At 69.4% G+C, this 26,721-nt stretch carries 24 protein-coding genes and 1 pseudogene; 14 read left to right on the top strand and 11 right to left on the bottom strand.

Annotated elements, in window-relative coordinates; genetic code table 11:
• The first annotated feature begins 77 nt into the window (after positions 1–77).
• Positions 78–2,273, top strand: a complete 2,196-nt coding sequence (locus tag BOX37_RS12240) for a molybdopterin oxidoreductase family protein (protein ID WP_071927758.1) — start codon at positions 78–80, stop codon at positions 2,271–2,273.
• Between the two features lie 150 nt (positions 2,274–2,423).
• On the opposite strand, the gene BOX37_RS12235 is transcribed toward BOX37_RS12240, so the two are convergent.
• The gene (locus BOX37_RS12235) at positions 2,424–2,825 is read right to left on the bottom strand and encodes a PaaI family thioesterase (RefSeq protein WP_071927757.1); all 402 of its coding nucleotides are present in this window, start codon (positions 2,823–2,825) and stop codon (positions 2,424–2,426) included.
• A gap of 50 nt (positions 2,826–2,875) precedes the next feature.
• Between BOX37_RS12235 and BOX37_RS12230 the strand changes: the two genes are divergently transcribed.
• Positions 2,876–6,166: a hypothetical protein gene (locus BOX37_RS12230; RefSeq protein WP_156910367.1), complete on the top strand. Its 3,291-nt coding sequence runs from the start codon at positions 2,876–2,878 to the stop codon at positions 6,164–6,166.
• A gap of 129 nt (positions 6,167–6,295) precedes the next feature.
• Here the strand turns inward: BOX37_RS12230 and BOX37_RS12225 are convergent, their stop codons facing one another.
• Positions 6,296–6,898 (bottom strand): TetR/AcrR family transcriptional regulator, encoded by a 603-nt coding sequence (locus BOX37_RS12225; protein WP_240505317.1) that lies wholly within the window; start codon positions 6,896–6,898, stop codon positions 6,296–6,298.
• A 64-nt stretch (positions 6,899–6,962) separates the two neighbouring features.
• Here BOX37_RS12225 and BOX37_RS12220 point away from each other — a divergent pair, with 64 nt between their 5' ends.
• Complete coding sequence (locus BOX37_RS12220; protein ID WP_071927754.1) at positions 6,963–7,964, top strand: saccharopine dehydrogenase; 1,002 nt, start codon at positions 6,963–6,965, stop codon at positions 7,962–7,964.
• A 6-nt stretch (positions 7,965–7,970) separates the two neighbouring features.
• On the opposite strand, the gene BOX37_RS12215 is transcribed toward BOX37_RS12220, so the two are convergent.
• The gene (locus tag BOX37_RS12215; protein WP_071927753.1) at positions 7,971–9,017 is read right to left on the bottom strand and encodes a fused (3R)-hydroxyacyl-ACP dehydratase subunits HadA/HadB; all 1,047 of its coding nucleotides are present in this window, start codon (positions 9,015–9,017) and stop codon (positions 7,971–7,973) included.
• 118 nt (positions 9,018–9,135) lie between these two features.
• On the opposite strand from BOX37_RS12215, the gene BOX37_RS12210 reads away from it, so the two are divergent.
• Together BOX37_RS12210 and katG are read left to right on the top strand one after the other, a co-directional pair.
• Complete coding sequence (locus BOX37_RS12210; RefSeq protein ID WP_420811595.1) at positions 9,136–9,576, top strand: Fur family transcriptional regulator; 441 nt, start codon at positions 9,136–9,138, stop codon at positions 9,574–9,576.
• 11 nt (positions 9,577–9,587) lie between these two features.
• Positions 9,588–11,816 carry a catalase/peroxidase HPI gene (gene katG / locus BOX37_RS12205; RefSeq protein ID WP_071927752.1) on the top strand — a complete coding sequence of 743 codons (2,229 nt, stop codon included), beginning with the start codon at positions 9,588–9,590 and terminating at the stop codon, positions 11,814–11,816.
• 147 nt (positions 11,817–11,963) lie between these two features.
• Here katG and BOX37_RS35245 read toward each other — a convergent pair.
• A pseudogene (locus BOX37_RS35245) lies at positions 11,964–12,143 on the bottom strand (nitroreductase/quinone reductase family protein); the annotation flags it as partial.
• Positions 12,144–12,226: 83 nt separating this feature from the next.
• On the opposite strand from BOX37_RS35245, the gene BOX37_RS12195 reads away from it, so the two are divergent.
• Positions 12,227–13,042, top strand: a complete 816-nt coding sequence (locus tag BOX37_RS12195) for a metal-dependent hydrolase (protein WP_084759564.1) — start codon at positions 12,227–12,229, stop codon at positions 13,040–13,042.
• On the opposite strand, the gene rox is transcribed toward BOX37_RS12195, so the two are convergent.
• The gene (gene rox, locus BOX37_RS12190) at positions 12,988–14,412 is read right to left on the bottom strand and encodes a rifampin monooxygenase (protein ID WP_071927751.1); all 1,425 of its coding nucleotides are present in this window, start codon (positions 14,410–14,412) and stop codon (positions 12,988–12,990) included. The two genes, BOX37_RS12195 and rox, sit on opposite strands and share 55 nt — an antisense overlap.
• Positions 14,413–14,778: 366 nt before the next feature.
• Here rox and BOX37_RS12185 point away from each other — a divergent pair, with 366 nt between their 5' ends.
• Both BOX37_RS12185 and BOX37_RS12180 read left to right on the top strand, forming a co-directional pair.
• A complete protein-coding gene (locus BOX37_RS12185) occupies positions 14,779–16,035 on the top strand; it encodes a lipase family alpha/beta hydrolase (protein ID WP_071927750.1) in 1,257 nt (418 codons plus the stop codon).
• Positions 16,032–16,832 carry a HugZ family pyridoxamine 5'-phosphate oxidase gene (locus BOX37_RS12180; protein WP_071931420.1) on the top strand — a complete coding sequence of 267 codons (801 nt, stop codon included), beginning with the start codon at positions 16,032–16,034 and terminating at the stop codon, positions 16,830–16,832. Before BOX37_RS12185 ends, BOX37_RS12180 begins: the two co-directional genes overlap by 4 nt.
• A gap of 33 nt (positions 16,833–16,865) precedes the next feature.
• Here BOX37_RS12180 and BOX37_RS12175 read toward each other — a convergent pair whose 3' ends face one another.
• Both BOX37_RS12175 and BOX37_RS12170 read right to left on the bottom strand, forming a co-directional pair.
• Complete coding sequence (locus BOX37_RS12175) at positions 16,866–17,216, bottom strand: hypothetical protein (RefSeq protein ID WP_071927749.1); 351 nt, start codon at positions 17,214–17,216, stop codon at positions 16,866–16,868.
• A gap of 82 nt (positions 17,217–17,298) precedes the next feature.
• Positions 17,299–17,883, bottom strand: a complete 585-nt coding sequence (locus BOX37_RS12170; RefSeq protein ID WP_071927748.1) for an HdeD family acid-resistance protein — start codon at positions 17,881–17,883, stop codon at positions 17,299–17,301.
• A gap of 173 nt (positions 17,884–18,056) precedes the next feature.
• Between BOX37_RS12170 and BOX37_RS12165 the strand changes: the two genes are divergently transcribed.
• Positions 18,057–19,031 (top strand): glycosyltransferase family 9 protein, encoded by a 975-nt coding sequence (locus BOX37_RS12165; RefSeq protein WP_071927747.1) that lies wholly within the window; start codon positions 18,057–18,059, stop codon positions 19,029–19,031.
• Here BOX37_RS12165 and BOX37_RS12160 read toward each other — a convergent pair.
• Positions 19,013–19,354 carry an ArsR/SmtB family transcription factor gene (locus BOX37_RS12160; RefSeq protein ID WP_071927746.1) on the bottom strand — a complete coding sequence of 114 codons (342 nt, stop codon included), beginning with the start codon at positions 19,352–19,354 and terminating at the stop codon, positions 19,013–19,015. The genes BOX37_RS12165 and BOX37_RS12160 overlap by 19 nt on opposite strands.
• Before the next feature lie 268 nt (positions 19,355–19,622).
• Between BOX37_RS12160 and BOX37_RS33275 the strand changes: the two genes are divergently transcribed.
• A complete protein-coding gene (locus BOX37_RS33275; protein ID WP_240505315.1) occupies positions 19,623–20,297 on the top strand; it encodes a M23 family metallopeptidase in 675 nt (224 codons plus the stop codon).
• A gap of 3 nt (positions 20,298–20,300) precedes the next feature.
• On the opposite strand, the gene BOX37_RS12150 is transcribed toward BOX37_RS33275, so the two are convergent.
• Positions 20,301–21,206 carry a LysR family transcriptional regulator gene (locus tag BOX37_RS12150; protein ID WP_071927745.1) on the bottom strand — a complete coding sequence of 302 codons (906 nt, stop codon included), beginning with the start codon at positions 21,204–21,206 and terminating at the stop codon, positions 20,301–20,303.
• 89 nt (positions 21,207–21,295) lie between these two features.
• Between BOX37_RS12150 and mqo the strand changes: the two genes are divergently transcribed.
• The 3 genes from mqo to BOX37_RS12135 all read left to right on the top strand — a co-directional run bounded on the left by mqo (position 21,296) and on the right by BOX37_RS12135 (position 24,816).
• Positions 21,296–22,750 (top strand): malate dehydrogenase (quinone), encoded by a 1,455-nt coding sequence (gene mqo / locus BOX37_RS12145; protein WP_071927744.1) that lies wholly within the window; start codon positions 21,296–21,298, stop codon positions 22,748–22,750.
• 49 nt (positions 22,751–22,799) lie between these two features.
• Positions 22,800–23,639: an SDR family oxidoreductase gene (locus BOX37_RS12140; RefSeq protein ID WP_420811621.1), complete on the top strand. Its 840-nt coding sequence runs from the start codon at positions 22,800–22,802 to the stop codon at positions 23,637–23,639.
• 112 nt (positions 23,640–23,751) lie between these two features.
• Positions 23,752–24,816, top strand: a complete 1,065-nt coding sequence (locus BOX37_RS12135) for a hypothetical protein (RefSeq protein WP_071927742.1) — start codon at positions 23,752–23,754, stop codon at positions 24,814–24,816.
• A 65-nt stretch (positions 24,817–24,881) separates the two neighbouring features.
• Here the strand turns inward: BOX37_RS12135 and BOX37_RS12130 are convergent, their stop codons facing one another.
• Entirely contained in the window at positions 24,882–25,208 is a 327-nt protein-coding gene (locus tag BOX37_RS12130; RefSeq protein ID WP_071927741.1) for a hypothetical protein, read from the bottom strand.
• A gap of 306 nt (positions 25,209–25,514) precedes the next feature.
• Here BOX37_RS12130 and BOX37_RS12125 point away from each other — a divergent pair, with 306 nt between their 5' ends.
• A complete protein-coding gene (locus tag BOX37_RS12125; RefSeq protein WP_067453486.1) occupies positions 25,515–25,850 on the top strand; it encodes an RNA polymerase-binding protein RbpA in 336 nt (111 codons plus the stop codon).
• Positions 25,851–25,915: 65 nt separating this feature from the next.
• Here the strand turns inward: BOX37_RS12125 and BOX37_RS12120 are convergent, their stop codons facing one another.
• Positions 25,916–26,716 carry an ABC transporter permease gene (locus BOX37_RS12120; protein WP_071931419.1) on the bottom strand — a complete coding sequence of 267 codons (801 nt, stop codon included), beginning with the start codon at positions 26,714–26,716 and terminating at the stop codon, positions 25,916–25,918.
• Between the last annotated feature and the right edge of the window lie 5 nt (positions 26,717–26,721).

Here is a 26,721-nt window from a genome sequence, read left to right as displayed (position 1 = left end):
ACCGTAGGCGGATCTGCCGGGTGGTCTCGGCGGGTTAGCGTGAGAACGGCAGCGTTGCCCGAGGCGGGGAGAAGACGGTGGACGGTACGACGATCGCGCGGCAGTGCTCGCTGTGCGAAGCGCATTGCGGAATTCTGGTGACAGTCGAGGACTCGCGAGTCACTCGCATCGAGGGCAACCCCGACGATGTGCTGTCGAAGGGCTACATCTGCCCGAAGGCGACCGCGATGGGTGGCCTGCACCACGACCCGGACCGGCTGCGGACGCCGGTTCGACGTGTCGGTGACACCTTCGAACCCATCGGCTGGGACGAGGCGTTCCGCGAGATCGGACAGCGGTTGCGCGCGGTGCGGGCCGCACACGGCCCCAGCGCGATCGGGATGTACATGGGCAACCCGGCCGCGCACAGCTCCTCGGTGATGTACGGGGCGCTGCTGCGCGCGGCGCTGCTGACCCGCAATTTCTTCACCGCGTCTTCGATCGACCAGTTCCCGCAGGAGTTCGTCGCCTGGCGGATGTTCGGATCCAACGTCCTCATGCCGGTGACCGATATCGACCGCACCGATCGACTCGTGGTGCTCGGCGCCAATCCCGCGGTGTCCAACGGCTCGATCACCACGATGCCCGGTGCGAAGCAGCGCATCCGGGAGGTGCGCAAGCGAGGTGGCGCGGTCGTGGTGATCGATCCGCGGCGCACCGAAACCGCCCGGCTGGCCGACGAACACGTCGCGGTGCGGCCCGGCGGAGATGTGTATCTGCTGCTCGGGATGCTGCACGTGCTGCTCACCGAGGGACTGTGCGACGAGCGGGGGGTGCGCGCGCAATGCAGCGGCCTCGACGAGCTACGCGCCCTCGTCATCACCACGACACCGCAACGCATGGCGCCGCTGGCCGGGGTCGACGCCGAGACCATCGCACGCCTGGCCCGTGACCACGCGGCCGCGCCGTCGGCGGTGCTGTACGCCCGAATCGGTGTGTGCCAGCAGGTGACCGGCACGCTCACGCACTGGCTGGTGAACACGATCAACGCGGTGACCGGCAATCTCGATCGCGCGGGCGGGCAGATGTTCGCCAGCCCGGTCGTCGACGCCGCCCGGTACGCGAAGTACCTGCCGATGGGGCACGGGGCGTGGACCGATCGATCCGGGGAGCACAAGTCGTTCCGCACCGAACTGCCGGTCGCGGTGCTGGCCGAGGACATCCTCACCCCGGGACCGGGCCAGATCAGGGCGATGATCACCTATGCGGGCAACCCGGTGCTGTCCACGCCGCAGGCCGGGCGGCTCGACGACGCCCTGGCCTCGCTGGATTTCTATGTGGCCGTGGACATGTACGTCACCGAGACCACCCGCCACGCCGACATCATCCTGCCGCCCATCTCCTCGCTCGAACGCGAAGAACTGAATCTGCTCTTCCCGATCTTCAGTGTCCGCAACAACGCCCGCTACGACGCCCGGGTCTTCGAACCGCCCGCCGATGGGCTCGAGGACTGGCAGATCCTGGCCCGCCTGATCACCGAACTGGTGCCGTTGCCCGCCCGCCGGTTCACCGGACGCGCGCTCACCGGCGTGTTCGAACAGTTCAGTCCGCTGCGGTTGACCGCGGCCGCGGTGGCCGCCGGGCCCTACGGCGTGCTGCGCCGAGGCCGGAAGGGGTTGACACTGGGCAAGATTCGCGAGGCCGCGGGTGGTATCGACCTCGGCCCGCTGCAGCCCCGTCTCCCCGAGCTGATCGGCACTCCCGATCACAAGGTGCACCTGGTACCCACCGACTTCCTCGACGCGATCCGCGCCGTCATCGACGAGCCCACCGCCGCGCCCACTCCCGGCTACGACCTCCAGCTCATCGGCCGACGCCACCTGCGCAGCAACAACTCCTGGCTGCACAACATCCCGTCGATGGTGAAGGGCCGCGACCGCTGCACCGTCCTCATGCACCCCGACGACGCCGCCACCCGCGGCCTCATCGACGGCGACCGGGCAGCAGTCGGGTCCGTGACCGGGTCGATCGTGGTGCCCGTGGAGATCAGCGACGACATCCGCCCCGGCGTGGTCGCGATCCCACACGGATGGGGACACGCCGAACCCGGCGTCGGCTGGACCGTGGCGGCCGCACAGCCGGGCGTCAACGTGAACCTGCTCCACGACCCCGCCCTCACCGACCCGCTCTCCGGCGCGTCCGCGGTGAACAACACGTGGGTACGAGTGAGTCCCGCGCCGATCGAAACCCCCGACGCGACATCGCGATCCGAGGCTGTCACCGCACCACGGTGAACCAGCCGAGATGAGCGCCGCCCTTCTCGGCGCGGGTTCACCCACCGCGTCGACGGCGGATCGCCGATGCCGTGGTCAGCGGCCACCTCGATGGGCACGGCCGCCCCGGTGAGCGGCCTGGCACGACGATCCCGGCACGTCGAAGCGGTCCTAGAGCACCGCCTGCGTCTGGGTGACCTTCGCGACGAGCTTGTCCGCGTCGTCACGGATCTCGGTCTCCACCACGATGAAGCTGCGGCCCGCGTGCAGAGGCCGAGCAGTCGCCACCGCGTGGCCCGACCGCACGGCCCGCAGGAAGTTCGTCTTCGACTCGACCGTGGTGGTGCCCTGCTTGCCCTCGGGCAGGTTCAGGAACGCGCACATCGCGCCGGTCGCATCGGCCAGCGACATCAGGACACCGCCGTGCATCGCCCCGCCCAGCGTGCACAGACTCTCGTCCCACGCCAGCCTGCTGCGCACCAGTTCAGGCCCTTGCTGGAGTACTTCGACGCCGAGCTTCGCGGTGAACGGCATGGTGGTGTGGAACAGTCGCGTGCCTTCGGCATCGGTCATGCATCGAGCATGCCAGCCCCGTACGACACGAGACGACTACGGTGAACAGCGTGGGGAGAACATTGCTCGAGGACGTCGCGACGCTGTCGATACCGCAGCGGATGCGGAAGCTGGCGCTGACGGCGCGACGACTGGCGGGCACGCCGGAACTGGACCGGCTACTCGCCGAGGTCGCCGAGGACGGGCGGTACGGTCGCCACACCGCCATCCACCTGGCCATCGTCGGCGGCGCACCCGGCTACCCCCTGTCACACTTGGATTCGCCTGATCCAGAGACCGCCGGCTGGGCGCTGACGGCATCGATCCGGCTCGGCGCCGAACCCACGGTGGTCCTCGACCGCATCCCGGGCGCGTCGCAGCGCACGAGAAGTAACGTCTACCGGGCCCTCGGCAGCCGTCCACACGCGGAGCTCGCCGACGCCCTGCTCCCACTGGTACGAGCTCGATTCGGGGACACCGAGGCGGCACGGGTGTTGCCCTCGTGTTCGGCGGCGGTGGTCACCGAACGGCTGCCCGAGCTCGCCTACGCTCTGCCGAGCTGGGCGGCGCTGTGCCGCAGGCATATCGGTGTCGTCGTAGAGTTCGTGGAAGACCGCTCGACCACCGCGAGTCGCGCCGAATGGCGGGAACTGTGGTCAGCGCTGACCGCCCACCCGATCGCGGCGGCCGAATTCGACGCAGACCGGTTGCTCGCCCTGGCGGCGCACGCGGTCGACCATGTCTCGATCTGTGCCCTGAATCCGGTGGTCGGCGCGCTGGCACGACACGACCCGCGGGCGGTGTCCCGATTGATCCTGCACCCCAGCGGTCACGGGCGCAGCCTGGCGGGTCCCGCGTTGTGGCGGGCACTGCGCTCGCTGCCCGACGACGAACTGCGCGAGCTCTACCTCACCCTTCGAACACCGGCCAGACGGCGCTTCCTGCGCGTCTTCCCACCCTCGCGCCGGGCCGCGATGGCCGCCGCCGACCTGGCGCGCCCCGGGATCGCCCCGGCCGCCGTCGACCTCGGCGTGCTTGACGAACTACCGGGCCCCACCCGGTCCGCGCTGGCCCGCGACCTGCTCGCCCGGCCGGGTGGCGCCGATGTGCCCGAAGTCGCCGACCGGCTCTGCGCGCGACTGCCGTGGCCGGAGGCGAAACCGGTACTCGCCGTGGCGATCCGGCGCCCCACGGCCGATCAGCGAGCCTTGGCCTACCCACTGCTGGTCATCGCCGCCGTCGCCGGCCGCGATCCACTGGTCATCACCGACCTGCTCGGCATGCTGACTCGCCTACGCAATGAACAGGACCCGGTGCGCAGCGAGGCACTGCGCGCGGTCACCACCATCCCGATGTCGCTGCTGCGCGCGGAGCATCTTCCCGCGCTCGAGCAGCTCACCACCGACGCGCTCGAAGCCCGTGACCGCTCGTGGACGACCACCGACGCCGTCGGCACGCTCGCCCGCACGCTGCTCCTGCGCGGCAGCCGGTCGGACGAACCCGCGTTCACCGAGACCGCCCTGCGGATGATGACGCGCCACGCCGAACTGTCGACCACGTCGAGTCTGTACGGGTTGCACCGTGACCTGCCGCGTGGCGCCGAACATCGGATTTTCGCCGCACTGTCGCCCCGGCTCACCGCGGACGCGCAGCGTGATCGCTGGGAACTGTGCCTGAGCCTGGCCGAAGGTCTCGAACGCCGCGCCTACGGCATCCCCGGGTTGCAACGGTTGCTCGTGCGAGCCTGCGGCTCGTCGTCGGATTCGACCATCCGGCGCGCGGTGAGGCTGGCGCTGGACCCGCCCGCGCTGCGCGACGCCCATCTCGACGAGCTCCTCGCCGGGGATCGCTCGCTCATCACCCTGGCGCCCGTCCAGGCGCTGATCGGCACCCGCCGCACCGATCTGCTCGACACCTTGCTGAACACCAGGACACCGGGCCGGTTCCTGGCCAAGAAGGTGGTGTTCGTCCCGATGTTCGTCGGCGGTTTCCACCGCTGGTCGCCCCATCATGTCGACCGCTACGGCCAGCTGCTCGACGACTACGCCCGCGGCCCCAGGACAAGGCCGTTCGAACGCGCGGCTGCGGTCCGTCAGCTCGGTAGGCTGCCGGGCAGTTTCGACCGCTTGGCACGGTTCGTCGACAACAGTGAGCTCGTCGTCACCGAAGCCGCGCTCACCGCGCTCGGCGGCAGCGACGAACCCGAGCGGGCGATCGCCGTGCTGAGCGAGCATGTCGGTGATGACCGCGCGCGCGTGGCGGTCAGCGGTATCGCCCGGTGCGCGCGATCCGTCCCGCCCGACCGGTTGTCGACGGTCCTCGCGGCGCTGCTGGATTCGCGCAAGATCACCGCGGTCAAGGAGGGCATCCGGCTACTCGCCGCCCTGCACGCGCCCGACGCGGTGCCGATCATCGGCGAGCTGGCCACCCGGACCGACGCGCATCGCGACATTCGGCGCGCCGCCGTCTTCGCGACCCGGTATCTGCTCGACCACGACGAAGCGTGGAACCGGCTCGGCGCGGCCGCCGCCGACCCCGAGGTCGCGAGCGCGATCCTCGACATCGGCCCTGATCTGCTGCCGATTCCGCAGCGGCAACGCTTCGCGGCCTTCGTGCGTGACCTTGCCGCGCAGCCCGATCCGCGCCTGGCGCGACCGGCGCTCGACGCGCTGGCCAGGTGGCGACGCTGGGCGGCCCCGGGAACCGACGAGGTGATCGTCGACCAGCTCACCGACCTCGCCGCCATCGGATTGTGGCGCAGCGCCCTGAGCGCCCTGCTGTCCGGGGTCGAGGCGGGTGCCGATCTCGCGGCACTTCTCCTGTCCGTGGACCGCTTGCGTGCTGACGAGTTCGGCGCCGCGGACCGTGATCAGCCTGCGTGGCAACGCCTTTCCATCCTGCTGGTCCGGCTGGCCGCCACGGTTCGCGATCACGACGAGGCACTGCCCTGCGCCGCGCCCGTCGTCGCGTTGCTCGCCGACGATCCCCTGCGACACGACCAGGTCATCGACCTCACCCTCGCCACTGTGCGCTGGCACGACCCCGCCGACGCGGTCGCGGCGTTCGACCGGGTGGCACCGTACGCGACCGGGGCACTGGTCACCCGGCCCGCGCACCAGCTCACCCAGCGGCTGTCGCGACATCTCGACACCGCAGCGTCCGATGCGCTGCACGCGACCGCCACGGAACTCACCGCCCGGCCCACGGCGTCGACCGCACTGGCCGCACTGGCCCTCGTCGACCACGGCGGTCGAACGTTCGGCTGGACACCGGCCTGGACCGACCTCCTGATCAGCCTGCGCGCCCACCCCGATGTCGACGTCCGCCGCAGCGCCCACGCAGTGTTCACCACGGCGGAGTAGTACGTCCACGACCTCGAACCACCGGCCTCGGACGCTGCCGATGATCAGGAGCGGCTGGGCCGCCGTCGCCTCCCCGGCCCACCTTGCTCCGCGAGAGCGGCGGCGATGAGTTCGTCCTCGTGGCTTCGGTCAGTGGCTCCCCACGCCGACGCTGCCGACGATCAGGTCCGTCAAGGCCGCAGTCGCTTCCTCGGCCGAACTCGCTCCGCGATGGAGTTCGGCGGCCAGTGTCTCGGCGGCGCCGAGGATGCCGACGCAGCGCAGCCGCAATGCGGCGGTGGGCAGGGTCGAGTAAGGCTGGAGGGCGTCGGCCATCCAGTCGCGGTAGGTGTCGAGCATGTCCTGTTGGATTCGCTGGGCCTGCGGGTTGCCTTTGAGCGCAGCCGAGATCTCGTCGAATTCGGGGATGTCGGTGGCGCAGGCGAAGTACGCGGCGCTCATGACGTGGGCGATGTCGTCGACGGTGGGTGGGGCGTCGCGGACCGTCTGATGGGTGGCGAGGCGGTGACGTTCGTCGAGGCGGCGGTACAGGGCGAGCAGGAGGTCGGGGCGGGTCCCGAAGTGGTCGTAGACGATCGGTCTGCTCACACCGGCGGCCTCGGCGAGGGTGACCAGAGTCAGTCCGTCGGTGCCGTTTTCACGCACCAGCACCAGCGCGGTGTCGAGTAGCTGCTCGCGTCGTGCGGCTTTCGACATCCTCGATCGGGGCGGCATCGTCCTCCCTTGCGTCATACCCCCAGTTTAGCTACAAAGAGTAGGTTACAAATTGTAACTTAGCGGCGTGGAGGGAAGTCCCATGGAGAACGAGACATCTGTACTGATCTTGGGCGGTTCAGGGCAGGCCGGGTCGGACACCGCGGCCCTGCTGCGCCGATGGCATCCGACGCTGCCATTGACGATCGCGGGCCGCGATCTCGACCGCGCGCGGCGAGTCGCCGACGATCTCGGCCACGCGACGGCGGTATCGATCGACCTGACCCGACGCGACTTGGGACTCCCCGCCGCAGCAGCCCACTCGGCCGTGATCGCCACCCTCTGGGACAACCGTCTCAACGGGCTGCACTACGCGCAGGATCACGGCGTGCCGTATCTCAGCGTCTCCAGCGGATTGCTCGACATCGGGCCGGAAGTGATCGCGGGCGCCCAACGAGCAAGCGCCGCACCGATTCTGGTCGCCAGTCACTTTCTCGCCGGACTGGCCGTCTTGGCGGTCCTGGACGCGGCACAGGAGTTCGACCGCATCGACACCATCGGCATCGGGGCGATCCTGGACGAGAACGATACCGGCGGACCGGCGGGGATCGCCGATCTGGAGCGGTGGTCGACGGTCACCTCGGCGGGACTGGTCCGCCGCGATGACGTGTTCGTCTGGTTGACCGAGTCCGACGTGCGGGCGCCGGTGTCCGCGGTCGACGGGACCGTCTTCCCCGGCAACAGCATTGCGATTCCGGACGTGCCCAGTGTGGCGCTGGCCACCGGCGCGGCGAATGTCCGCTTCGACTTCGCGGTCGGTGAGACCCCGAGCCGACGCCGGGGTGAACCCGCCTCGATCGAGATCCGGATCGACCTCACCGGCACCAACCTGGCAGGCGACCCGCTCAGTACGAGCCGCTACCTCGTGCATCCGGCGGGACAGCGGCCGTTGACCGCTCTCGGTATCGCGCTGGGTGCCGAACGTCTGCTCGGTCTGCGTGGGACCGAGCCCGCGCCGGGTGTCCACACCCCGGAGTCCTTGGTGGATCCCGCGTACGCGGCCGTGCGGATGGCCGAGGCCGGGACCGTCATCGTCCCGGCCTGACCGGCATCAGCGGAAGCGCAGGCTCGCGGTCGCGAGGCCGAAGATCTTGCGACCGCCGGACTTGGCCACGATGGCGATCACCGCGGTACGGGTTTCCGGGTCGAGGGACTTCACGCGCCCGGAGTACTCGACCTGCCCACCGGTGCGGCCGACCACGGTAGGGGCCGACAGGCGCACGCCGTAGCGGGTGACCGCGCCGGGGTCGCCGGACCAAGTGGACAGGAAACCGGCGCCGAGGCCCATGGTGAGCATGCCGTGGGCGATGACATCGGGCAGGTCGGCCAGCTTCGCGATGCTCTCGTCCCAGTGGATCGGGTTGCCGTCACCGGAGACGCCCGCGTAGTTGACCAGATCGCCGCGCGAGACGCGCGCGTCACGCAGTGGGAGTTCGTCGCCGACGGTCAGCTCGTCGAACGAGAGCGTCGTGCCGGGGACGCGTGCGGCGCCTTCGACCGAGAGCTGGATCTCGCCTTCCGGGCGACGCGGCAGCTCGCCCGCCTCGGCCGGGGCGTCATCGGCGTCACGACCGCCGAACACCTTCACCCCGTGCACCATGACGTTCTCCACCGCGCGGGTGATCTCCGGGTCGATGCCGTCGTCCCCGGTGATGCCGACGACGGTGGTGTGCATGATGTGGACCGTCTCCCCCGACTCGTCGGCGAAGGTGTTGGTGACGGTGATCAGGTCCTTACCCGCGATCCGCCGCACCGAGGACAGTTCGACGTCGACCACGAGCCGGTCGCCCGCCACGATCGGCTTGTGCTGCTCGAAGACCTGCTCGGTCTGCACGAACATGTCGTAGCCGACCACCACCGATTCGAACAGCGTGCGATTGGCCGCCATGGCCGGGATCGAGACGAAGGTCAGCGGGGCGACCAGGCCCGAGTAGCCGAGCGCGGTCGCGGCGTCCTCGTCCCAGTGCGCGGGGTGGAAGTCCTGCACCGCGCGCGCGTACTCACGAACCTTCTCGCGGCCGACCTCATAGACGTCCTCGACCCGGTAGTAGTGCCCTACCTTCGACGCGACATCGGGGGCATCGACAACGGAAGTCACTTTTGATCACCTTCGATTCGAGGAACGGACACCCGGCAGGGTAGTCGACTCCCCGAGCCGACGCGCCAGATCTTCTTCGCGAAAACACTTCCACTCTTAACTTGAATGAGTCATAATTATGAATGTGTCAACTTCGGCGGATTTCGAACGGATGCTCCGTGAAGCCTCGCTGCGGGTCACCGCACCGCGCCTCGCGGTGCTGACCGCCGTGCACGAGCATCCGCACGCCGATACCGACACCATTCTGAGCCGAGTCAGGGAAACCCTCGGTGCGGTGAGTCATCAGGCCGTCTACGACGTCCTGCGTGCGCTCACCGCCGCCGGACTGCTCCGGCGGATCCAGCCGATGGGCACCGTCGCTCGATACGAGAGCCGTGTCGGTGACAACCATCATCACCTGGTGTGCCGATCCTGTGGGCTGATCGTCGATGTCGACTGCGCTGTCGGCGAGGCGCCCTGCCTGACCGCCATGGACGACTCCGGTTTCGTCGTCGACGAAGCCGAGGTCATCTACTGGGGCCACTGCCCGGACTGCTCGACGACACCACCACCCTCCTGAAAGGATTCACCGTGCCCGAGGAACACCCACCTATCGCGGAAGCCAACACGGAACCCGGTGAGAATGGTTGCCCCGTCATCTCGCATCGCCCCTACGCGTCCGCGGACGCCAGGGGCAGCAACCGCGACTGGTGGCCGAACCAGATCAATCTGAACATCCTGCAGAAGAACCAGCCCGTCGCCAATCCCTACGGCGCGGACTTCGACTACGCGGCCGAGTTCGCCACCCTCGATCTCGCCGAGGTCAAGCGCGACATCGAGCAGATCATGACCACCTCGCAGCCCTGGTGGCCTGCCGATTTCGGGCACTACGGTCCGCTGTTCATCCGGATGGCCTGGCACTCGGCGGGCACCTACCGTGTCGGTGACGGCCGTGGCGGCGCCGGGGCCGGCCTGCAGCGGTTCGCCCCGCTCAACAGCTGGCCCGACAACGCCAGCCTGGACAAGGCCCGCCGCCTGCTGTGGCCGGTCAAGAAGAAGTACGGCCGCAAGCTCTCGTGGGCCGACCTGATGGTCTACACCGGCAATGTCGCACTCGAGTCGATGGGCTTCGAGACCTTCGGTTTCGGCGGTGGCCGGGTGGACACGTGGGAGCCCGAGGAGGACGTGTACTGGGGCTCCGAGCGCACCTGGCTCGGCGACGAACGCTACACCGGTGAGCGCAACCTCGAGCGTCCGCTCGCCGCGGTCCAGATGGGCCTGATCTACGTCAATCCCGAAGGCCCCAACGGCAATCCGGATCCGATCGCCGCCGCCATCGACATCCGGGAGACCTTCGCCCGGATGGCGATGAACGACGAGGAGACCGCCGCGCTCATCGCGGGCGGGCACACCTTCGGCAAGACCCACGGCGCCGGTCCGGCCGATCAGGTCGGACCCGAGCCCGAGGCCGCTCCGCTGGAGGAGCAGGGCCTGGGCTGGAAGAGCTCCTTCGGTACCGGGGTCGGCGCGGACGCGATCACCAGTGGCCTGGAAGGCATCTGGAACAGCACCCCGATCACCTGGGACAACAACTTCCTCGAGACCCTCTACGGCTACGAGTGGGAGCTCACCCAGAGCCCCGCGGGCGCCCACCAGTGGATCCCGAAGGACGGCGCGGGCGCCGACACCGTGCCCGACCCGTTCGACCCGAACAAGAAGCGTCCCCCGGTCATGCTCACCACCGACCTGTCGCTGCGCTTCGACCCGATCTACGGCCCGATCACCCGCCGCTGGCTGGAGAACCCGGCCGAGTTCGCCGACGCGTTCGCCCGTGCCTGGCACAAGCTCACCCACCGCGACATGGGCCCGACCTCGCGCTACCTCGGCCCGCTGGTGCCGTCCGAGGAACTGCTGTGGCAGGACCCGATCCCCGCGCGGACCGGTCAGCTGATCGACGAGGCCGACATCGCGGCGCTCAAGGGCCAGATCCAGGCCGCGGGCCTGACCGTCGCCCAGCTGGTGACGACGACGTGGGCGGCGGCCTCGTCGTTCCGTGGCAGCGACAAGCGCGGCGGCGCCAACGGCGGGCGCATCCGACTGCAGCCGCAGGCGGGCTGGGAGGTCAACCAGCCCGATGAGCTCGCGCAGGTGATTCGGGTGCTCGAGGGCATCCAGGACACCTTCAACGCGGCGGGCGGCGCCACGGTGTCCTTCGCCGATCTCGTGGTTCTCGCCGGCGCGGTCGGCGTCGAACAGGCCGCCCAGGCCGCCGGTGTCCCGGTGACGGTGCCGTTCACCCCGGGTCGCACCGACGCCACCCAGGAGCAGACCGACATCGAGTCGTTCTCGGCGCTCGAGACCCCCGCCGACGGGTTCCGCAACTACCTCGCCAAGGACGCTCAGGTCCCGGCGGAGTACCTGCTCGTCGACAAGGCGAACCTGCTCACCCTCAGCGCGCCGGAGATGACCGTGCTGGTCGGTGGTCTGCGGGTGCTCGGCGCGAACTACAAGCAGTCCCCGCTGGGTGTGTTCACCGAGACGCCGGGCGCGCTGACGAACGACTACTTCGTCAACCTGCTCGACATGGGCACCGAGTGGGCGCCTTCGGCCGCCGACGACAACACCTATGAGGGCAAGGATCGCGCCACCGGGGCGATCAAGTGGACCGGTAGCCGGGTCGACCTGGTGTTCGGGTCGAACTCGCAGCTGCGGGCGGTCGCCGAGGCCTACGCGACCGACGACGCGAAGGAGAAGTTCGTGCACGACTTCGTCGCCGCGTGGACCAAGGTGAGCAACCTGGACCGGTTCGACCTGTCCTGATCTCTCCTGCGGTACCGAAACACCCTGCGACTTCGGGCTGAGTCGCAGGGTGTTTCGCTGACCCACCTCGGGGCAGCTCACCCGCCCCGGCAACCATTCCGCTCGAGCCCGCGACCAACTCGTGCGGTACACCGCGAAGACGGGGATCTCGCGACTGGTCTTCTCGCGGTACTCGGCGAAGCCGGGCAGCAGTTCGACCATCCGGTCGAACAGTGCGGTGCGCTCGGGGTCGTCGACGAGTTCGGCCTTCGCGGTATAGGTCTCACCAGGAACCTCCACGGTGAGCGCCGGATTCGCGATCAGGTTGTGGTCCCTTTCGCCAACCATCGCCGCGCACCGGACATGCCATCCGGCACTGGCTCCTTCCTCGGCATATGCGTCGAGGTGCTGACGTCCGCTAACGTCCAGGGGTGCTAGGACATTCACATGCGACCAGTGGGGCCCTGGCTTGGGCGGCGACTGCCGCGGCCATGCCACTGACGGTCGCCGCGTTTCCCCTGTTCGACAGCGACACAACGCGATTCGGCATCGCCGAGCTCATCATGGGCACGCTGCTCACCGCGGGCGCCGCGCTGTTGCCGGACGCGGATCATCCGAACGGGACCATCTCGCACGTGCTCGGCCCGGTGTCCCATCACCTGTGCCGCCTCATTTCCAAGCTCTCCGGCGGTCATCGCAACGGCACCCATTCGCTGCTGTTCGTCGTCGTCGCGGTCGTGGCCACCTGGGCCGGTGAGCACTTCCTCGGTCGGCCGTTCACGTTGGGTCTGGTGTTCTTCCTGCTCGCACTCGCCGTGCGGGCGCTGCACCTGTGTCCGCCCGGCAAGAACGTGCGCAGCTACGGCACGGTGATCGTGCTGGCCTCGGCGGGCACCTTCGCCGTCCACCACTGGATCGTCGACCGCCCCGCCTGGCTGCCGATCTGCGTCGGACTCGGCTGCCTGGCACACCTGATCGGCGACTGCCTCACCGAGCGTGGCTGCCGATTGTTCTGGCCGTTGCCGTTCCGCACCAGGGTGCCGGTGATCGACCGGACCGGGAACAAGGTGGAGACCTGGGTGATCTCGCCGCTGTTCGTACTCGGCGCGATGGCCGCGCTCTGGTACGCGATCAGCCAGCAGCAGATCGGAGCGAACCAGCCGCCCGCACCGATGGCGGGCGTGGCGTCGGCTCAGCCCACCGGTGAACCGAACCATTCCGACAGCGCGGCCGACAGCGCCCGCTGATCGTCCCCGGCCCACGCGACGTGCCCGTCCGGCCGCAGCAGGACCGCGGGCACGTCCAGCTCCGCGCTCACATCCACGACGTGGTCGACCCGATCCGCCCAGCCGTCCGCCGCGAACACACCGGTCCGGTCGAGCAGGAGTCCGCGGCCTGCCCTGGTCAGCTCGTACAGGCGCCCGCGCTTCAGCGTCACGTCACGCAGCCGGGTGCCGAGTAATGCGTGCCCGGTACCGAAGTCGTAGCGGATCGCCGTCGCGGTGATCTTCTCGGTGAGGTGACGGTTCACCTCCTCGAAGTCCATGAGTTCGGCGAGCAGCGTGCGCACGGCCCGCGCTCCCGGATCCAGTGCCATGAGCGATATTTGGGCGCGCGTGTTGACCAGGACATCGGCCGCCACCGGATGCCGCTCGTTGTGGTAGCTGTCCAGCAGTGACGCCGGCGCCCAGCCGTTGATCGCGGCGGCCAGCTTCCAGCCCAGGTTGAAGGCATCCTGGATGCCCAGGTTCAGGCCCTGGCCACCCGTCGGTGGGTGGACGTGGGCGGCGTCGCCCGCCAGGAACACCCGGCCGACGCGGTACCGCTCGGCCTGACGGGTCGCGTCACCGAACCGCGACAGCCAGCGCGGGGTGTGCGCGCCGAAGTCCGTGCCGCCGACGGCGATCAGCTGCTGCCTCAGCTCGTCCAGTGTCGGCGCGAGCGCACGGTCCTCGGCCACTCCGGCGGCGGGGACGATCACACGGTAGGTGCCGCCCGCCAGGGGCATCGCGCCGAAGCGCAGATGGGTCTTGCGGACCTCGGTCGTGACGGCGGTCAGCGTCTCCGGCGACGCGGTCAGTTCCACCTCGCCCAGCAGCGTCTCCACGGTGGCAGGCTCGCCGGGGAAGCCGACGCCGAGCAGCTTGCGTACGGCGCTGCGGCCACCGTCGGAACCGACGAGGTAGCGCGCCCGCAATTGGGTGCCGTCGGCCAGTTCGACATTCACACCGGCGTGATCCTGGTCCACCCCGACCACCTCGGCGCCACGCCGGATCTCGGCGCCGAGTTCGATGGCGTGCTCGGTCAGCAGCCGGTCGGTGACGGGCTGCGGGATGCCGAGCACGTATCCGTGCGCGGTGTCGAGGGTGGGCGCGGACTTGGGAATGGCGGCGAAGAATCCACCGACTTGGTGCCGGGTGCCCAGCGCGAGGAACCGTTCGAGCAGACCACGCTGGTCCATGATCTCGATGCTGCGCGCGTGCAGTCCGAGCGCGCGCACGACCTCGGTCGGCTCGGCCTCCTTCTCCAGCACCACCACGCCCACCCCGTGCAGGCGCAACTCGGCAGCGAGCATCAAGCCGGTGGGTCCGGCACCGGCGACGATCACATCAATCATGAGCAGACTCCACTGTTTCCGCAGGTAACGGGCTTCGGCCGATGATTGTGCGGCATCACCCGGGCCTTGCCGCAAGACCCGGGGTGCGCTATAAGTTGGAAGAGGCAAGGAGTGCGCGAACTCCTTGCCATTCCTGTTTCCACCCTCAGCTCCTCAGCCTTGGTCGGCGTAGCCGACCATGCGGCACTCAAGGGCGTCCCACATAGTTTGATGCGCATATCCAGGTACCTGAATGTAAAATGCCAGGCCTTCGCCTCTCGGCAGCCGACGGGGCGGCAGCACAAGAGAGTGCGTCCCCCATTGTGACAACGGAGGATCGCGACCCAACCCCACCGTATTTCAGTGCACAGTTGTACTCTCAAACTCGTGACCGAGCAGCTCCCCCAGTCCCAGGCCGAAGTACAGGCGCTCACGCGCCTGGCGGGCGACGAATTCGTCGGTGCGGTCGACGGGATCGCGGCCATCCACCGCGCCATTTCCGATCGGGTCTTCGCGGCGATGCGGGTCGGCGTGGGCGCCGCGGCCGACCCGGTGAAACTCGTGCACGACGCGATCACCGACGGGGTGTACGCGGTGGTCGGCGGGACCGGGTTCGTGGTGGGCGAGGTCGCCAGCGCGGTGCAGTTGCCCGGCGTCACCGCGCCCTCGCGCACCGTGTGGGGCGCGGGCGTCCTCGCCGCGATCCAGGGACTCATCGGGGACACACTCGAGGACGAGGCACCGATCCTGGCCTCCCCCATGACCTTTCGCGTCGACGGCGCACCGGTGCCGCCCGAACAGCTCGCCGCCCATGTCGCCGTACCGACCACCCGCTTGGTCGTGCAGTTGCACGGGCTCGTCGAGACCGAGCACGCCTGGCGTCTCGGCGGCCGCCCCACCTACGGCGAACGCCTCGAGGAGGAACTCGGCTACACGCCGGTCTACGTCCGCTTCAATTCCGGCCTGCACATCTCCGAGAACGGCGCCCAGCTACGGGCCCTGCTGGCACGCCTGGTCGCGAGCTGGCCGATGCCGGTCCACGAGATCTGCCTGATCGGGCATTCGATGGGCGGGCTGGTCGCGCGCAGCGCCTGCCATCAGGCCGAGGACGCGGGCGACGCGTGGGTGCGCGCGGTCCGGCAAGTGGTGTGCCTGGGGTCCCCGCATCTGGGCGCGCCGCTCGAGCAGTTCGTCCACCACGCCTCGGCCGTGCTCGACCTACTGCCCGAGACCCGTCCGCTGAGCGGACTGTTGCGCAGGCGCAGCGCGGGCATCCGGGATCTGCGACAGGGTTCGCTGGTCGACGAGGACTGGCGCGATCTCGACGTGAACGCCCTGCGCGCGCGAGCGGTGCGGGAGGTGCCGCTGATCGCCGGCGTCGACCACTACTTCGTCACCGCCACGATCACCCGCAGCCCGAAACACCCGCTCGGCATGGTCATCGGCGACGGCATGGTGCTCGGCGGCAGCGGGTCCGGTCGCGGGCGCGCCCGGCGCATCGGATTGGACGCCGTCGACGGGCTGCATGTCCCCGCCGCCAACCATTTCAGCCTGCTCAACCATGACGCCGTCTACGCGGCGTTGCGCGGCTGGTTGACGAGCGCACCCCGCAGAGCGGCCGCGGTGGATACCCTGTGGCCATGACTCTCGACCACGGCGACCCGGGCGACGCACCCGCCATTCCGCTGCCGACCGCTCCCCTGGCCAACGAGGCCAGCCCCTCGGCGGCCGAAGAGGCGCGAACGATCGCGGCGGCCACCAATATCGGCACCCTCGCGAGCCTCACCGCTGACGGCGCGCCGTGGGCCTCCTTCATCACCTACGGGCTGCTCGACGGCGCCCCCGTGCTGACCGTGTCGAAGCTGGCCGAGCACGGCCGCAATCTGGCCGGCGATCCGCGGGCGAGCATCGCGATCGTGACACCCGACATCCCGGCCGATCCGCTGGCCGGCACCCGGATCACCCTGGCCGGCGTGGTGGAACGCCCGACCGGCGCCGAGGCCGAGGCGGCACGGGCCGCGCACCTGGCCGCCGTGCCCGCAGCGCGGTACTACATCGACTACAACGACTTCACCCTCTGGGTGCTGCGCGTGCAGCGGGTGCGCTGGGTCGGCGGGTACGGGCGAATGGATTCGGCCTCGGCCGCGGAATACCTGGCCGCGCAACCGGATCCGATCGTCCCGCAGGCCGCCCCCGGCATCGCCCACCTCAACGCCGATCACGCCGAGGCGCTGCTGGCGATGGCCACGCACCTGGGTGGATTCCCCGATGCCACCGCCGCGACCTGCGAGCGGGCCGACCGCTACGGGCTGCAGTTGCGGGTCGAGACACCCCGCGGCGTGGCCCGCACCAGGGTCGGGTACGCGACACCGCTCTCGGAGATCAGCGATCTGCGCGCGGCGACGGTCGAATTGGCGCGACGGGCCCGCGCGACGAGCTGAACGAGCTCGACGTGGTGCGGTCCTGTGGAACCGTCAGTTCCAGAGGACCGCCACGAGCACGTTGACGATCGCGAGCCCACCGGCGGCGTCGGTCATCCAGTCGATCTGTTTGCCCCGCTTCGCATCGCCCCTGCCGATTTCGGCGAAGGCCGCGACGGCCACCGAGATGGCGAGTTTCACGGCCAGCTTGGTCGTATCGGGCTCCTTGCCGAGCGAGTCGATTCCCGAGGCGAGTCCGGCCAGGATCACCCCGGTGATCAGCTGGGCCCGCGCGCCCCACACCATCAGTTCCGACACCACCGGCCGCGCCGCGACATAGCCGCCGACGACCGCGGCCATGCCGAGCAGGTGGGTGACGACCACCAGGTTGTAAACGAATTCCATGGGTGCCGAGGGTAGTTCACCGAAAACGGCCGGCACCCGCAGGCACCGGCCGTCTTCCGACGATCTCTTCCCGTGTCGGGGACTACAGCGCCTGCTCATCCAACAGGTGCGAGTCCTTGCGGACGCCGAAGGCGGTGATGATCTCCATGACACCGATGACGATCAAGAAGATGCCGACCACCCAGATGAGGGTGGCCATGGAGCCGATCGGCCACACGATCAGTACGACCCCGGCGAGCGCGCTGACCAAGCCGTAGAACACCTGCCAGCCGCGCCCGGGCACGCTGTCCTCCGACAGCGCCGCGAACAGGACCGCGATGCCGCGGAACAGCCAGGCGATGCCGACGAAAAGGCCGAGCAGCACGATCGAGGTGATGTCGTCGCGGAAGCAGAAGACACCGATGATCAGCGACAGCACACCGCTGATGAAGGAGAGCACCCGAAAGCTGGTGCTCGGCAGATGGGTGAAGGCCGCGACGAGTTGGAAGATGCCGCTGACCACCATGTAGATGCCGAAAAGAATGCCCGCCACGAGCAGCGACGGACCGGGCCACACGAGCACGATGATGCCGAGGACCACCGCGAGGAGGCCGGTCACCAGGATTGTTTGCCAGGTCTTCTTGGCAAGAGCCGCAATTGGGCTCTCCAGCACGGTATTTGTCGTCATGACGAGATGTTATGCCGATACGCTCTGGTTTTCTCGATATTAGCTGGAGCCGTGATCGTGTCGCGATCACCCACGACGGGCCGAATGGGCGTCCGGGGTTCGCGGGGTGACGACCGCCACGCTTGCCGATGCGCGCACGTTTGGCCCGGTCTCGAGCCGGGTAGGAGAAGGGAGTGTCGGTTGTACTCGTGCTGCAAGCTCGGGGCCTCGGTGAACTACTCGCCGCGGTCCCGGCTCTGCGTGCTCTGCGCCGGGCCGAACCGCAGAGCCGGATCGTGCTGGCGGCGCCGCATCGACTGACCCAGATCGTCGATCTGATCTCTTCGGTCGACGAGCTGGTCGCCATCGCCGATCCGGCCGCCCTCATCTGGGACGGCCCGGCGCCCGAGCTGGCGGTGAATCTGCACGGGCCCGACGGCGCGAGCGCGCGCGCCCTCGCCGATACCGGCGCCGCCAGGATCATCGGCCACCGCGCGCCCGGACTGCCCAAGCTGGCCGGTCCCCGGTGGGATCCGGACGCCCATGTGGTGGACCGCTGGTGCAAGCTGCTCGAGTCCGAGGGCATCGCCGCCGATCGCCGCAACCTGGGCCTCGTCCCGCCGGTCGCCTCGATCAGCCGCCGCGACTGCGTGGTCGTGCACATCGGCGCGGGCGCGCCGGCCCGACGCTGGCCACCGGAACGATTCGCGGCCGTGGTGCGGCACCTGCTGGTACTCGGGCGTGACGTGGTGGTCACCGGAGATCCGTTCGAACGCGATATCGCGCGCCAGGTGGCCGCACAGGCGGGCCTGCCCGACGACCGGGTACTGGCGGGCAGGCAGAACCTCACCGACCTGGCGGCAACGGTCGCCGAGGCGGCACTGGTGATCAGCGGTGACACCGGCGTGGCCCATCTGGCGACAGCCTTCGGCACCCGCACGGTGGTGCTGTTCGGCCCGACGCCGCCGCGCCGGGGCGGACCGCCCGCGCACCTGCTCGGTAGGCACGCGGTGCTGTGGGCCGGACAGGTGGGCGATCCGGAGGGCCGCTCCCCCGACCCCGGCCTGTTGCGGATCGGGGTGCCCGAGGTGGTCGCCGCGGTGGACGCGCAGCTGGACAAGCAGGACTGGGCCGAGTCGTCGCGGACGCGCTATCGCCGGGTGGGTTGAGCGGGCGCATCGGGACCGGCCGCCGCGCGCAGGGCGGCGGCATGGGCGGCCAGCGCGCTGGGCCAGAACTTGTCGAGGTAGTCGCGGGCATCGTTGAGGCCGCGGGGGTCGAGTGAGTAGAGGTGCCGGTTGCCGTCGCGGCGCATGCTCACCAGGTGGGCTTCGCGCAGGACGCGCAGATGCTGGGAGGCCGCCGAGCTGGTGATGCCGGTGGCGGCGGCGAGGTCGGCCACCGAGCGTGGACCCTGCGGCAGCGACTCGAAAATCGCGCGCCGGGTGGGGTCGGACAGTGCCGTGATGGCTCGGACTCCGTTAGCGTCCACTGAATCAGTGTCCGCGAGAATCAGGGGTTCGGCAATGATCTTGAGTCCTCGGCATTTCGCCCGGTCGCTACAAGAATGCCAAGGATTCGTTAGACTATCGTTATAGATCAACTGGGGTTATAGCGCTTCGTGATCGCAACCACAGGATTCGCCGGGCAAGTCACGGTTTCGCTACGTTCGAGACATGTTCGTGACCAACCCGTTATCTGCTCGAGTCTCCGACGCCTTCGCTGGTCGTTGGGGAGGCGTTGTCGCGGGTGCGGTGGCTTTGTCCGCACTCGTGGGTACCTCCGTCGCCACCTTCGGTGAGCCCGGCAGCCCCGCTCCCACCACCATCGCCGCAGACGCCACCGAAGCCATCGGCACCGGCCAGTCGCCCTACCGCTTCACCGCCTACACCCCCGCCGAGGCCCAGGGCCCGCAGGGCGAGACCCCCGCGTCGGCGCCCATCCCATGGGAAGAGCACCGCGAGGCGGTGGCCCTCGAGCTGCCCGCGATGCCGTTCATCGCCCCGCCCCCGCCGCCGCGCCCGGAAACCGTTCGTCCGGTCAACGGCCGCTTGACCTCCTACTACGGCCCCCGCTGGGGTGCCGCGCACAACGGCATCGACTTCGGCGATCCGATCGGCGCGCCGGTCTTCGCCGTCACCGACGGTACCGTCATCGAGACCGGTCCGGCCAGCGGCTTCGGCCTGTGGGTCCGCGTCCAGCAGGACGATGGCACCATCGGCGTCTTCGGTCACGTCAACGAGATCCTGGTCCAGCCCGGTCAGCACGTGAACGCCGGTGATGTCATCGCGACCGTCGGCAATCGCGGCCAGTCGACCGGCCCCCACCTGCACTACGAGGTGCGCGTCCCGGACGGCTCGCAATACGGTGCCCCGATCGACCCGCACCCGTGGCTCGCCGCGCGCGGTATCCACCTCGGCGCCCCGCAGGCCTGATCCTCACCCACCGCTGATCCCCACCCGACGGGCGATCAGGAAGTCTCGAAGCCGCGCGACCGCGAGCGTCGACCCATGGTCTCCCGAGACCAGGCCGATCTCGCGGTCGCGTTCGCCATCGATGCGGACGACCGCCAGATCCGGCTGCGACACTTCGGCGGCGGGCAGGAGCGCGACGCCGAGTCCGAGCGCGACCAGGGCGCGCACGGTCTCGAACTCGGTGATCTCGAAGAGTACCCGTGGCATGAAACCGGCTGCGGCGCACCAACTGTCGAGCAGAGTCCGGAGCTGATAGCTGGGCGGGTTAGCGATGAAGGTCTCCTCGGCCAACTCCGCGAGATCCACGCGCGTGCGTCCGGCCAGCGGGTGCCCGCGAGCCACGTGCAACTCGATGCGCTGGCGTCCCAGCGCGACCGTCGGCAGATCGGCCGGGGGCGGGATCATCACGGCCAGATCGAGCCGACCCGTGCGCACCTGGTCGGCGAGTTCCTCGCCGTGCGCCTGCACCAAGTGCAGGCGGATCCGCGGTGCTCGCGTGTGGAACTGCGCCAGCAGCGCGGGGATGCTCACCGGACCGAGAGTGAGCGGGAAGCCGAAGCGGACGAGTCCGCTGTCGGGGTCGGCATCGGTGCGGACCCGGCGCACGGCGTCGTCGAGTGCGCGGACCAGCCCGCGCGTGCGTTCGTGGAGTTCGTGCCCCTGCGGGGTGAGGGCGACGCCACGCCCGATCGGCTGGAACAACCCCACCCCGAGCGTCTGCTCCAAGGTCTTGATCCGGCGGCTGAGTGAGGACTGCGGCATGCCTAGACGCTCGGCCGCCCTGGTGAAGTGCCCGGTCTCGGCCGCCGCGTCGAACGCGGCGAGCAGCGGAGCCAGCGCCTGAGCGCCCACCTCCACGTAATCATCCATATCCGGATCATATCCTCGCGATTCCGTATTGGACGGATCATTCTCGTCGGCGTGACGATGGCTGTACCACGCTCACGGAGGTTCTGACGATGCTCGACACGACCCGGACATCACGCGAAACCGGTTGCCCCGACGACATTCTCGATGCGGTCCTGATCGGCGGCGGCATCATGTCGGCCACGCTCGGCGCGCTGCTGAGCACCCTGGCACCGGACCGGTCCATTGCCCTGTTCGAACGACTCGGCGAACCGGCCGCCGAGAGCAGCCATCCCTGGAACAACGCCGGGACCGGGCATTCGGGGCTGTGCGAACCGAACTACATGCCCGACCCGGCCGACGGGACGAAGCCCGCCCGGATCGCCGATCAGTTCGCGCTCTCGCGCCGGTTCTGGTCGGCGCTCGCCCGGCGTGGCGACCTCGCCGAGCCCGACACCTTCCTCACACCCACGCCACATGTGACCGTGGTGTTCGGCGAGCGCGACATCGACTATCTACGCCGGCGCTACGCGACGCTGCGCGAACTCCCGGCGTTCGCCGGCATGGAGTACAGCGAGGACCGCGCGGTGATCGCGCGATGGGCGCCGCTGCTGGTGCGCGGCCGGGCCGACGGCGAGGCGATGGCGGCGACCTGGCATCGCGCGGGCACCGATGTCGACTTCGGCGCGCTGACCAGGTCACTGCTGTCGACGATGACCGCGGCGGGCAACCCTGTGCGCCTGCGTCGCGAGATCACCGGGCTCACCAGAGGCGGGGATGGCCTGTGGACCGTGCGTGGACGTGACCTCGACAGCGGCCGCGTGTTCCGGGTGCGCACCCGCTTCGTGTTCGTCGGGGCGGGCGGATATGCCTTGCGCCTCCTGCAACGGGCCGGCCTGCCCGAGGTGCGCGGGTACGGGGTGTTCCCGCTGGGTGCCCAGTTCCTGCGGACCGACAACCCCGAAGTGGTCGCCGAGCACACCGTCAAGGTCTACAGCCAGGCGACACTCGGCGCGCCGCCGATGTCGGTCCCGCACCTGGATCGCCGCGAGGTCGACGGTACGGCGGCACTGCTGTTCGGGCCGTACGCCACCTTCAGTACCCGGTTGCTGCGCCATGGTCGGCTCACCGATCTGTTCACCACGCTACGCCCGCACAATCTCGTGCCGATGCTCGCGGTCGGGGTGCGTAATCTCGACCTCGTGCGGTATCTGGTCTCCGAACTGCTGGCGTCGCGGCGGCGCAAGTTCGCCCAGTTACGGCGCTTCCATCCCACCGCCGATCCCGCCGACTGGACGTTGATCCAAGCCGGGCAGCGGGCTCAACTGGTGAAGCCGGTCGGCCGCTTCGGTGGTGTGCTCGAGTTCGGCACCGAGTTGGTGACCGGAGCGGACGGGACCGTCGCCGGATTGCTCGGCGCCTCGCCCGGTGCCTCGATCGCGCCGTCGATCATGCGGGATCTGCTCGATCGCTGCTTCCCCGGGCGGCGCGACGAGTGGGCGCCCCTGCTCGCCGAGTTGCTCCCCGAGACCGGGGAGACCACCCTTGACAGTAAATTGACACATTAGTAACTTACTAATAAGTAAATTGCCGACAGGAGACCTCGTGCTAGCGCGCATCGCCCAGTCCGTCATCCTCAGCCCGCCCGCGCTCCCCCGCGCCCTGGCCAGGTTCGTGCTCGGTGAGCGCCACGAGATCGCGGGCAAGACGGTACTGCTCACCGGCGCGTCCTCGGGGGTCGGCAAGGCCGCCGCGGCCGCGCTCGGCCGGGCGGGCGCCCGGGTGATCCTGGTCGCCCGCACCGCCGAGCCGCTGGCCGAGGTGCGCGACGCGGTAGTGGCCGAGGGCGGCGCCGCCGAGATGATCACCTGCGACCTGTCCGATCCGGACGACAACGACGCGCTGGTCAAGACCGTGCTCGACCGGTTCGGCACCGTCGACGTACTGGTGAACAACGCGGGCCGCTCCATCCGCAGGCGGGCCGCCGACGCCACCGACCGCTTCCACGACTACGAACGCACGATGGCGCTGAACTACTTCGGCGCGGCCCGGCTCACCATGGGTTTGCTGCCGTCGATGCTCGACGCGGGAGCGGGCCACGTCGTCAATGTCGCGACCTGGGGTGTGGCGGCGGGTTCGATGCCCAAGTTCACCGCCTACCACGCGTCCAAGGCCGCGCTCGCGGCATTCGGGCGCAGCCTCGGCGCGGAGACCCGCTCGCGCGGCGTGCATGTCACCACCGTCGGGTTCCCCCTGGTACGGACCGAGATGATCGCGCCCACCGGCGACTACGACGAGGCGGCGGCCCTGACCGCCGACCAGGCGGCGGACTGGATCCTGACCGCGATCCGAACCCGTCCGATCGAGCTCTACCCGCGCTACACCCGGGTACTGCAGGCGGTCGCCACTGTCTCACCGCGCGCGGTCGACGCCGTGATCTGGCGCCTGGGGATCTAAGGGTCGTCCCGCGCCCGGACCAGGGGTCGATCCCGCCCCGTACCCGAGTACGGGGTCGGAACCGTTCCGCGGCGGGACGTGCTGGGGCGCACCGGATTTCTACCTTCGGTACATGGCGACGATCGACCTCTCCCCTACACTGTCCCGCTTCCGATTCCCCACCGCGCCGCTGGGCGCGCGGGCCGAGCGCGCACCCTGGCACGGCCCGCTGCTGGTGAATTCCGCGCTGATGGCCACGCTCGTGGTGGTGTCGATCGTCGGCATGCTGGTCGACGACCGCATGCTGCTCGGCGAATCCGTGTGGCTCAAACCCGCCAAGTTCGGCCTCGCGTTCGGCCTGTACGGGGTGACGCTGGCGTGGATCCTGCGGCTTCCGCATCGCGGACGGCGCGCCACCTGGTGGCTGGGCACGGTGTTCGCCGTGACCGGGGTCCTCGATGTCGGTTTCATCGCCGTACAGGCCGCGCGCGGCACATTCAGTCACTTCAATACCGCGACCGATCCGGTCAACCAGATCGGCCAGCAGGTGTTCTCCGCCGGGGTGCCCGGTTTGCTTCTCGCCAATCTGGTTCTGGCGGTGATCATCTCGTGGCAGAAGCTGGCCGACCGACCGACCAGGATCGCGTTGAAGGCGGGACTGTGGCTCGCGGTGACGGGCATGATGCTCGGCTACCTGATGGGCTTCACCGGACCCCAGCTGGTGCGTCAGGCCGACGGCACCGTGGTCGGGCTGATGGCCGGGCACACCGTGCGTCCCGACGCCCCCGCCGACGCGGCCCGCGACGGTGTCGGCGCGATGCCGATCACCCACTGGAGCACCAGCGGCGGCGACCTGCGCGTTCCGCATTTCGTCGGCCTGCACGGCATCCAGGTGCTGTTGGTGCTCGCCGTGGTGCTGGTCGCGCTCGCACCCCGTTACCGCTGGCTGCGCGCCGAGTCCACCCGCGCCGCCCTGCTCGTGGTCGCCGTGCTCGGCTACTTCGGGCTGCTCACCCTGGTGCTCTGGCAAGCCCTGCGCGGGCAGCCTCTCACCAGCCCGGACTTCGCGACGGCCGGGGCAAGCACCGCACTCGCCCTGCTCGTCGCGGGCGGCGTCACCGTCGTCTACCTGCGAGCGCGCGAAGAACTGTCGAGCACCGAGCCGGCGATCGTCGAGAACCAGCTCCCGGCCGGGTGATCCGTGACCGTCGCCGGTCCCCGAGGGCCGCACCGCGATCGAATCGCGGTGCGGCCCTTCGGCTGTCAGCGGAGGCGTTCGGCCTCACGGGCCAACTGCAGCAGCGTCTCGCTCAACTGCGCCAGCTCCTCGGGCGCGGCACCCTCCGAGACGGCGGTCGCCACATCCTCGGCGGCACACCGCGCCGCGAACCACCGATCCGCCAGATCCGCGGCCTCCTGCGCCGAGAGCACCACCGCGTCCTCGGCGATCCCGGTCCCCTTGAGGCTCGACCGGTGTTCGTAGGCACGTTGGCGGCACGACTGGCGGCAATAGCGGCGACGGCGACCCGACTCGGAATCCACGATCTCCCGCCCGCACCACAGGCAGGACAGCAGGCGACTGCGCGACATGGTGCGCAACCCTATCGGCTCGGTGCCCGACGCGGCGGCCAGGTCTCGCTCAGCGGGCACGGCGGCGCGTCCGCGGGCGGCACCTCCGTTTCAGTGCCCGATCGGCAGCTTTACCGAAGCGACTACAATGGAACAGCTAAGACGTCCCGCGCGTTGTGAATGGTAGGACAACGATCAGTTCGCGGCCTGCCTCGATCTGGACTGACCGGAGGGTGCGACGAAGGAGTACCCGGCGGGAGGCAAGATCGAGGCCCGCCAGGGCCGCGAACACGCGCGCGCCCGCGCGCCAACAACACAGGAGCACACATGGCAGATCGCGTTCTCCGAGGCAGTCGGCTCGGAGCGGTGAGCTACGAGACCGATCGCGACCACGACCTGGCCCCGCGCCGGATCGCCCGCTACCGCACCGACAACGGTGAGGAGTTCGACGTCCCGTTCGCCGATGACGCGGAGATCCCCCCGACCTGGCTGTGCCGCAACGGTCAGGAGGGTCAGCTCATGGAGGGCACCTCGGTGGAGACCAAGAAGGTCAAGCCGCCGCGCACCCACTGGGACATGCTGCTGGAGCGTCGCAGCAAGGAAGAGCTCGAGGAGCTGCTCAAGGAGCGCCTCGACCTGCTCAAGACCCGCCGCCGCGGATAGGTACAGAGAATCGGTACGCCGAAGGCCGCTTCCCCACCGGGGAGGCGGCCTTCGGCGTTCATGACCTAATGGCTGGCGACCTTGCGGTACTGCAGTAGTGCCGCGGGCATCGCGATCGCCAGGATGGCCAGCGAGCAGAGGACGGCGTAGAGGATGCAGTTGTCGGCCGGCCAGCCGGTGGCGGGGGCGAAGCTCGGTGGTGAGTCGTTCTCGAACAGCTTGCGCCCGGCCGCCGAGACGGCGGTGATCGGATTCCATTCCGCGATCGTGCGCAGCGGGCCGGGCAGGGTCTGGGCGGAGATGAACGCCGAGGAGATGAACGACAGCGGGAACATCCAGATCAGGCCCGCGCTCTGGGCCACCTCCACGGTCGGCGAGATCAGCCCGGTGAGCGCGCCGACCCAGGACATGGCGAAGGCGAACAACAGGATGATCGCGAAGGCCAGCGCGGCGTCGGCGATGCTGCCGTTGATCCGCCACCCGACGATGTAGCCGCAGACGACCATCACACCGAGACTGACGATACTGACGACGAGGTCCGACAGCGTGCGCCCCATCAGCACCGCCAGGCGCGACATCGGCAGCGTGCGCATGCGGTCGATGATGCCCTTCTGCAGGTCACCGGCCAGGCCCACGGTGGTGAAAGCGGCGTTGAAGGCGACCGTCTGGGTGAAGATGCCCGCCAACAGGAACTCGCGGTACTGGTCACCACCCAGGGACGCACCGAAGATGTAGGCGAACAAGAACACGAACATCAGCGGCTGCACCGTGGCCGTGACCAGCAGCGTCGGCACCCGCACGATGGTCAGCAGGTTGCGATGGGCGACGATCGCGCTGTCGCGGATGAACCGGGCACGCGGCTGCATCTGTT

Origin of the sequence: Nocardia mangyaensis, from assembly GCF_001886715.1 — a bacterium.
GTDB classification, from domain to species: Bacteria; Actinomycetota; Actinomycetes; order Mycobacteriales; family Mycobacteriaceae; genus Nocardia; species Nocardia mangyaensis.
Note: the sequence above shows the minus strand (reverse complement) of the source record. Positions and strands in the feature narration are given on the sequence as shown.

Bases quoted from the DNA above. Each gene is read 5' to 3' on its own strand.
- rox (WP_071927751.1), bottom strand. From the start codon at position 14,412: ATGATTGATGTGATCGTCGCCGGTGCCGGACCCACCGGCTTGATGCTC.
- BOX37_RS12180 (WP_071931420.1), top strand. From the start codon at position 16,032: ATGACTCTCGACCACGGCGACCCGGGCGACGCACCCGCCATTCCGCTG.
- BOX37_RS12235 (WP_071927757.1), bottom strand. From the start codon at position 2,825: ATGACCGATGCCGAAGGCACGCGACTGTTCCACACCACCATGCCGTTC.
- BOX37_RS12135 (WP_071927742.1), top strand. From the start codon at position 23,752: ATGGCGACGATCGACCTCTCCCCTACACTGTCCCGCTTCCGATTCCCC.
- BOX37_RS12220 (WP_071927754.1), top strand. From the start codon at position 6,963: ATGGAGAACGAGACATCTGTACTGATCTTGGGCGGTTCAGGGCAGGCC.
- BOX37_RS12125 (WP_067453486.1), top strand. From the start codon at position 25,515: ATGGCAGATCGCGTTCTCCGAGGCAGTCGGCTCGGAGCGGTGAGCTAC.
- BOX37_RS12170 (WP_071927748.1), bottom strand. From the start codon at position 17,883: ATGACGACAAATACCGTGCTGGAGAGCCCAATTGCGGCTCTTGCCAAG.
- BOX37_RS12120 (WP_071931419.1), bottom strand. From the start codon at position 26,716: ATGCAGCCGCGTGCCCGGTTCATCCGCGACAGCGCGATCGTCGCCCAT.
- BOX37_RS12150 (WP_071927745.1), bottom strand. From the start codon at position 21,206: ATGGATGATTACGTGGAGGTGGGCGCTCAGGCGCTGGCTCCGCTGCTC.
- BOX37_RS12175 (WP_071927749.1), bottom strand. From the start codon at position 17,216: ATGGAATTCGTTTACAACCTGGTGGTCGTCACCCACCTGCTCGGCATG.
- BOX37_RS12130 (WP_071927741.1), bottom strand. From the start codon at position 25,208: ATGTCGCGCAGTCGCCTGCTGTCCTGCCTGTGGTGCGGGCGGGAGATC.
- BOX37_RS12210 (WP_420811595.1), top strand. From the start codon at position 9,136: ATGAATGTGTCAACTTCGGCGGATTTCGAACGGATGCTCCGTGAAGCC.
- mqo (WP_071927744.1), top strand. From the start codon at position 21,296: ATGCTCGACACGACCCGGACATCACGCGAAACCGGTTGCCCCGACGAC.
- BOX37_RS12225 (WP_240505317.1), bottom strand. From the start codon at position 6,898: ATGACGCAAGGGAGGACGATGCCGCCCCGATCGAGGATGTCGAAAGCC.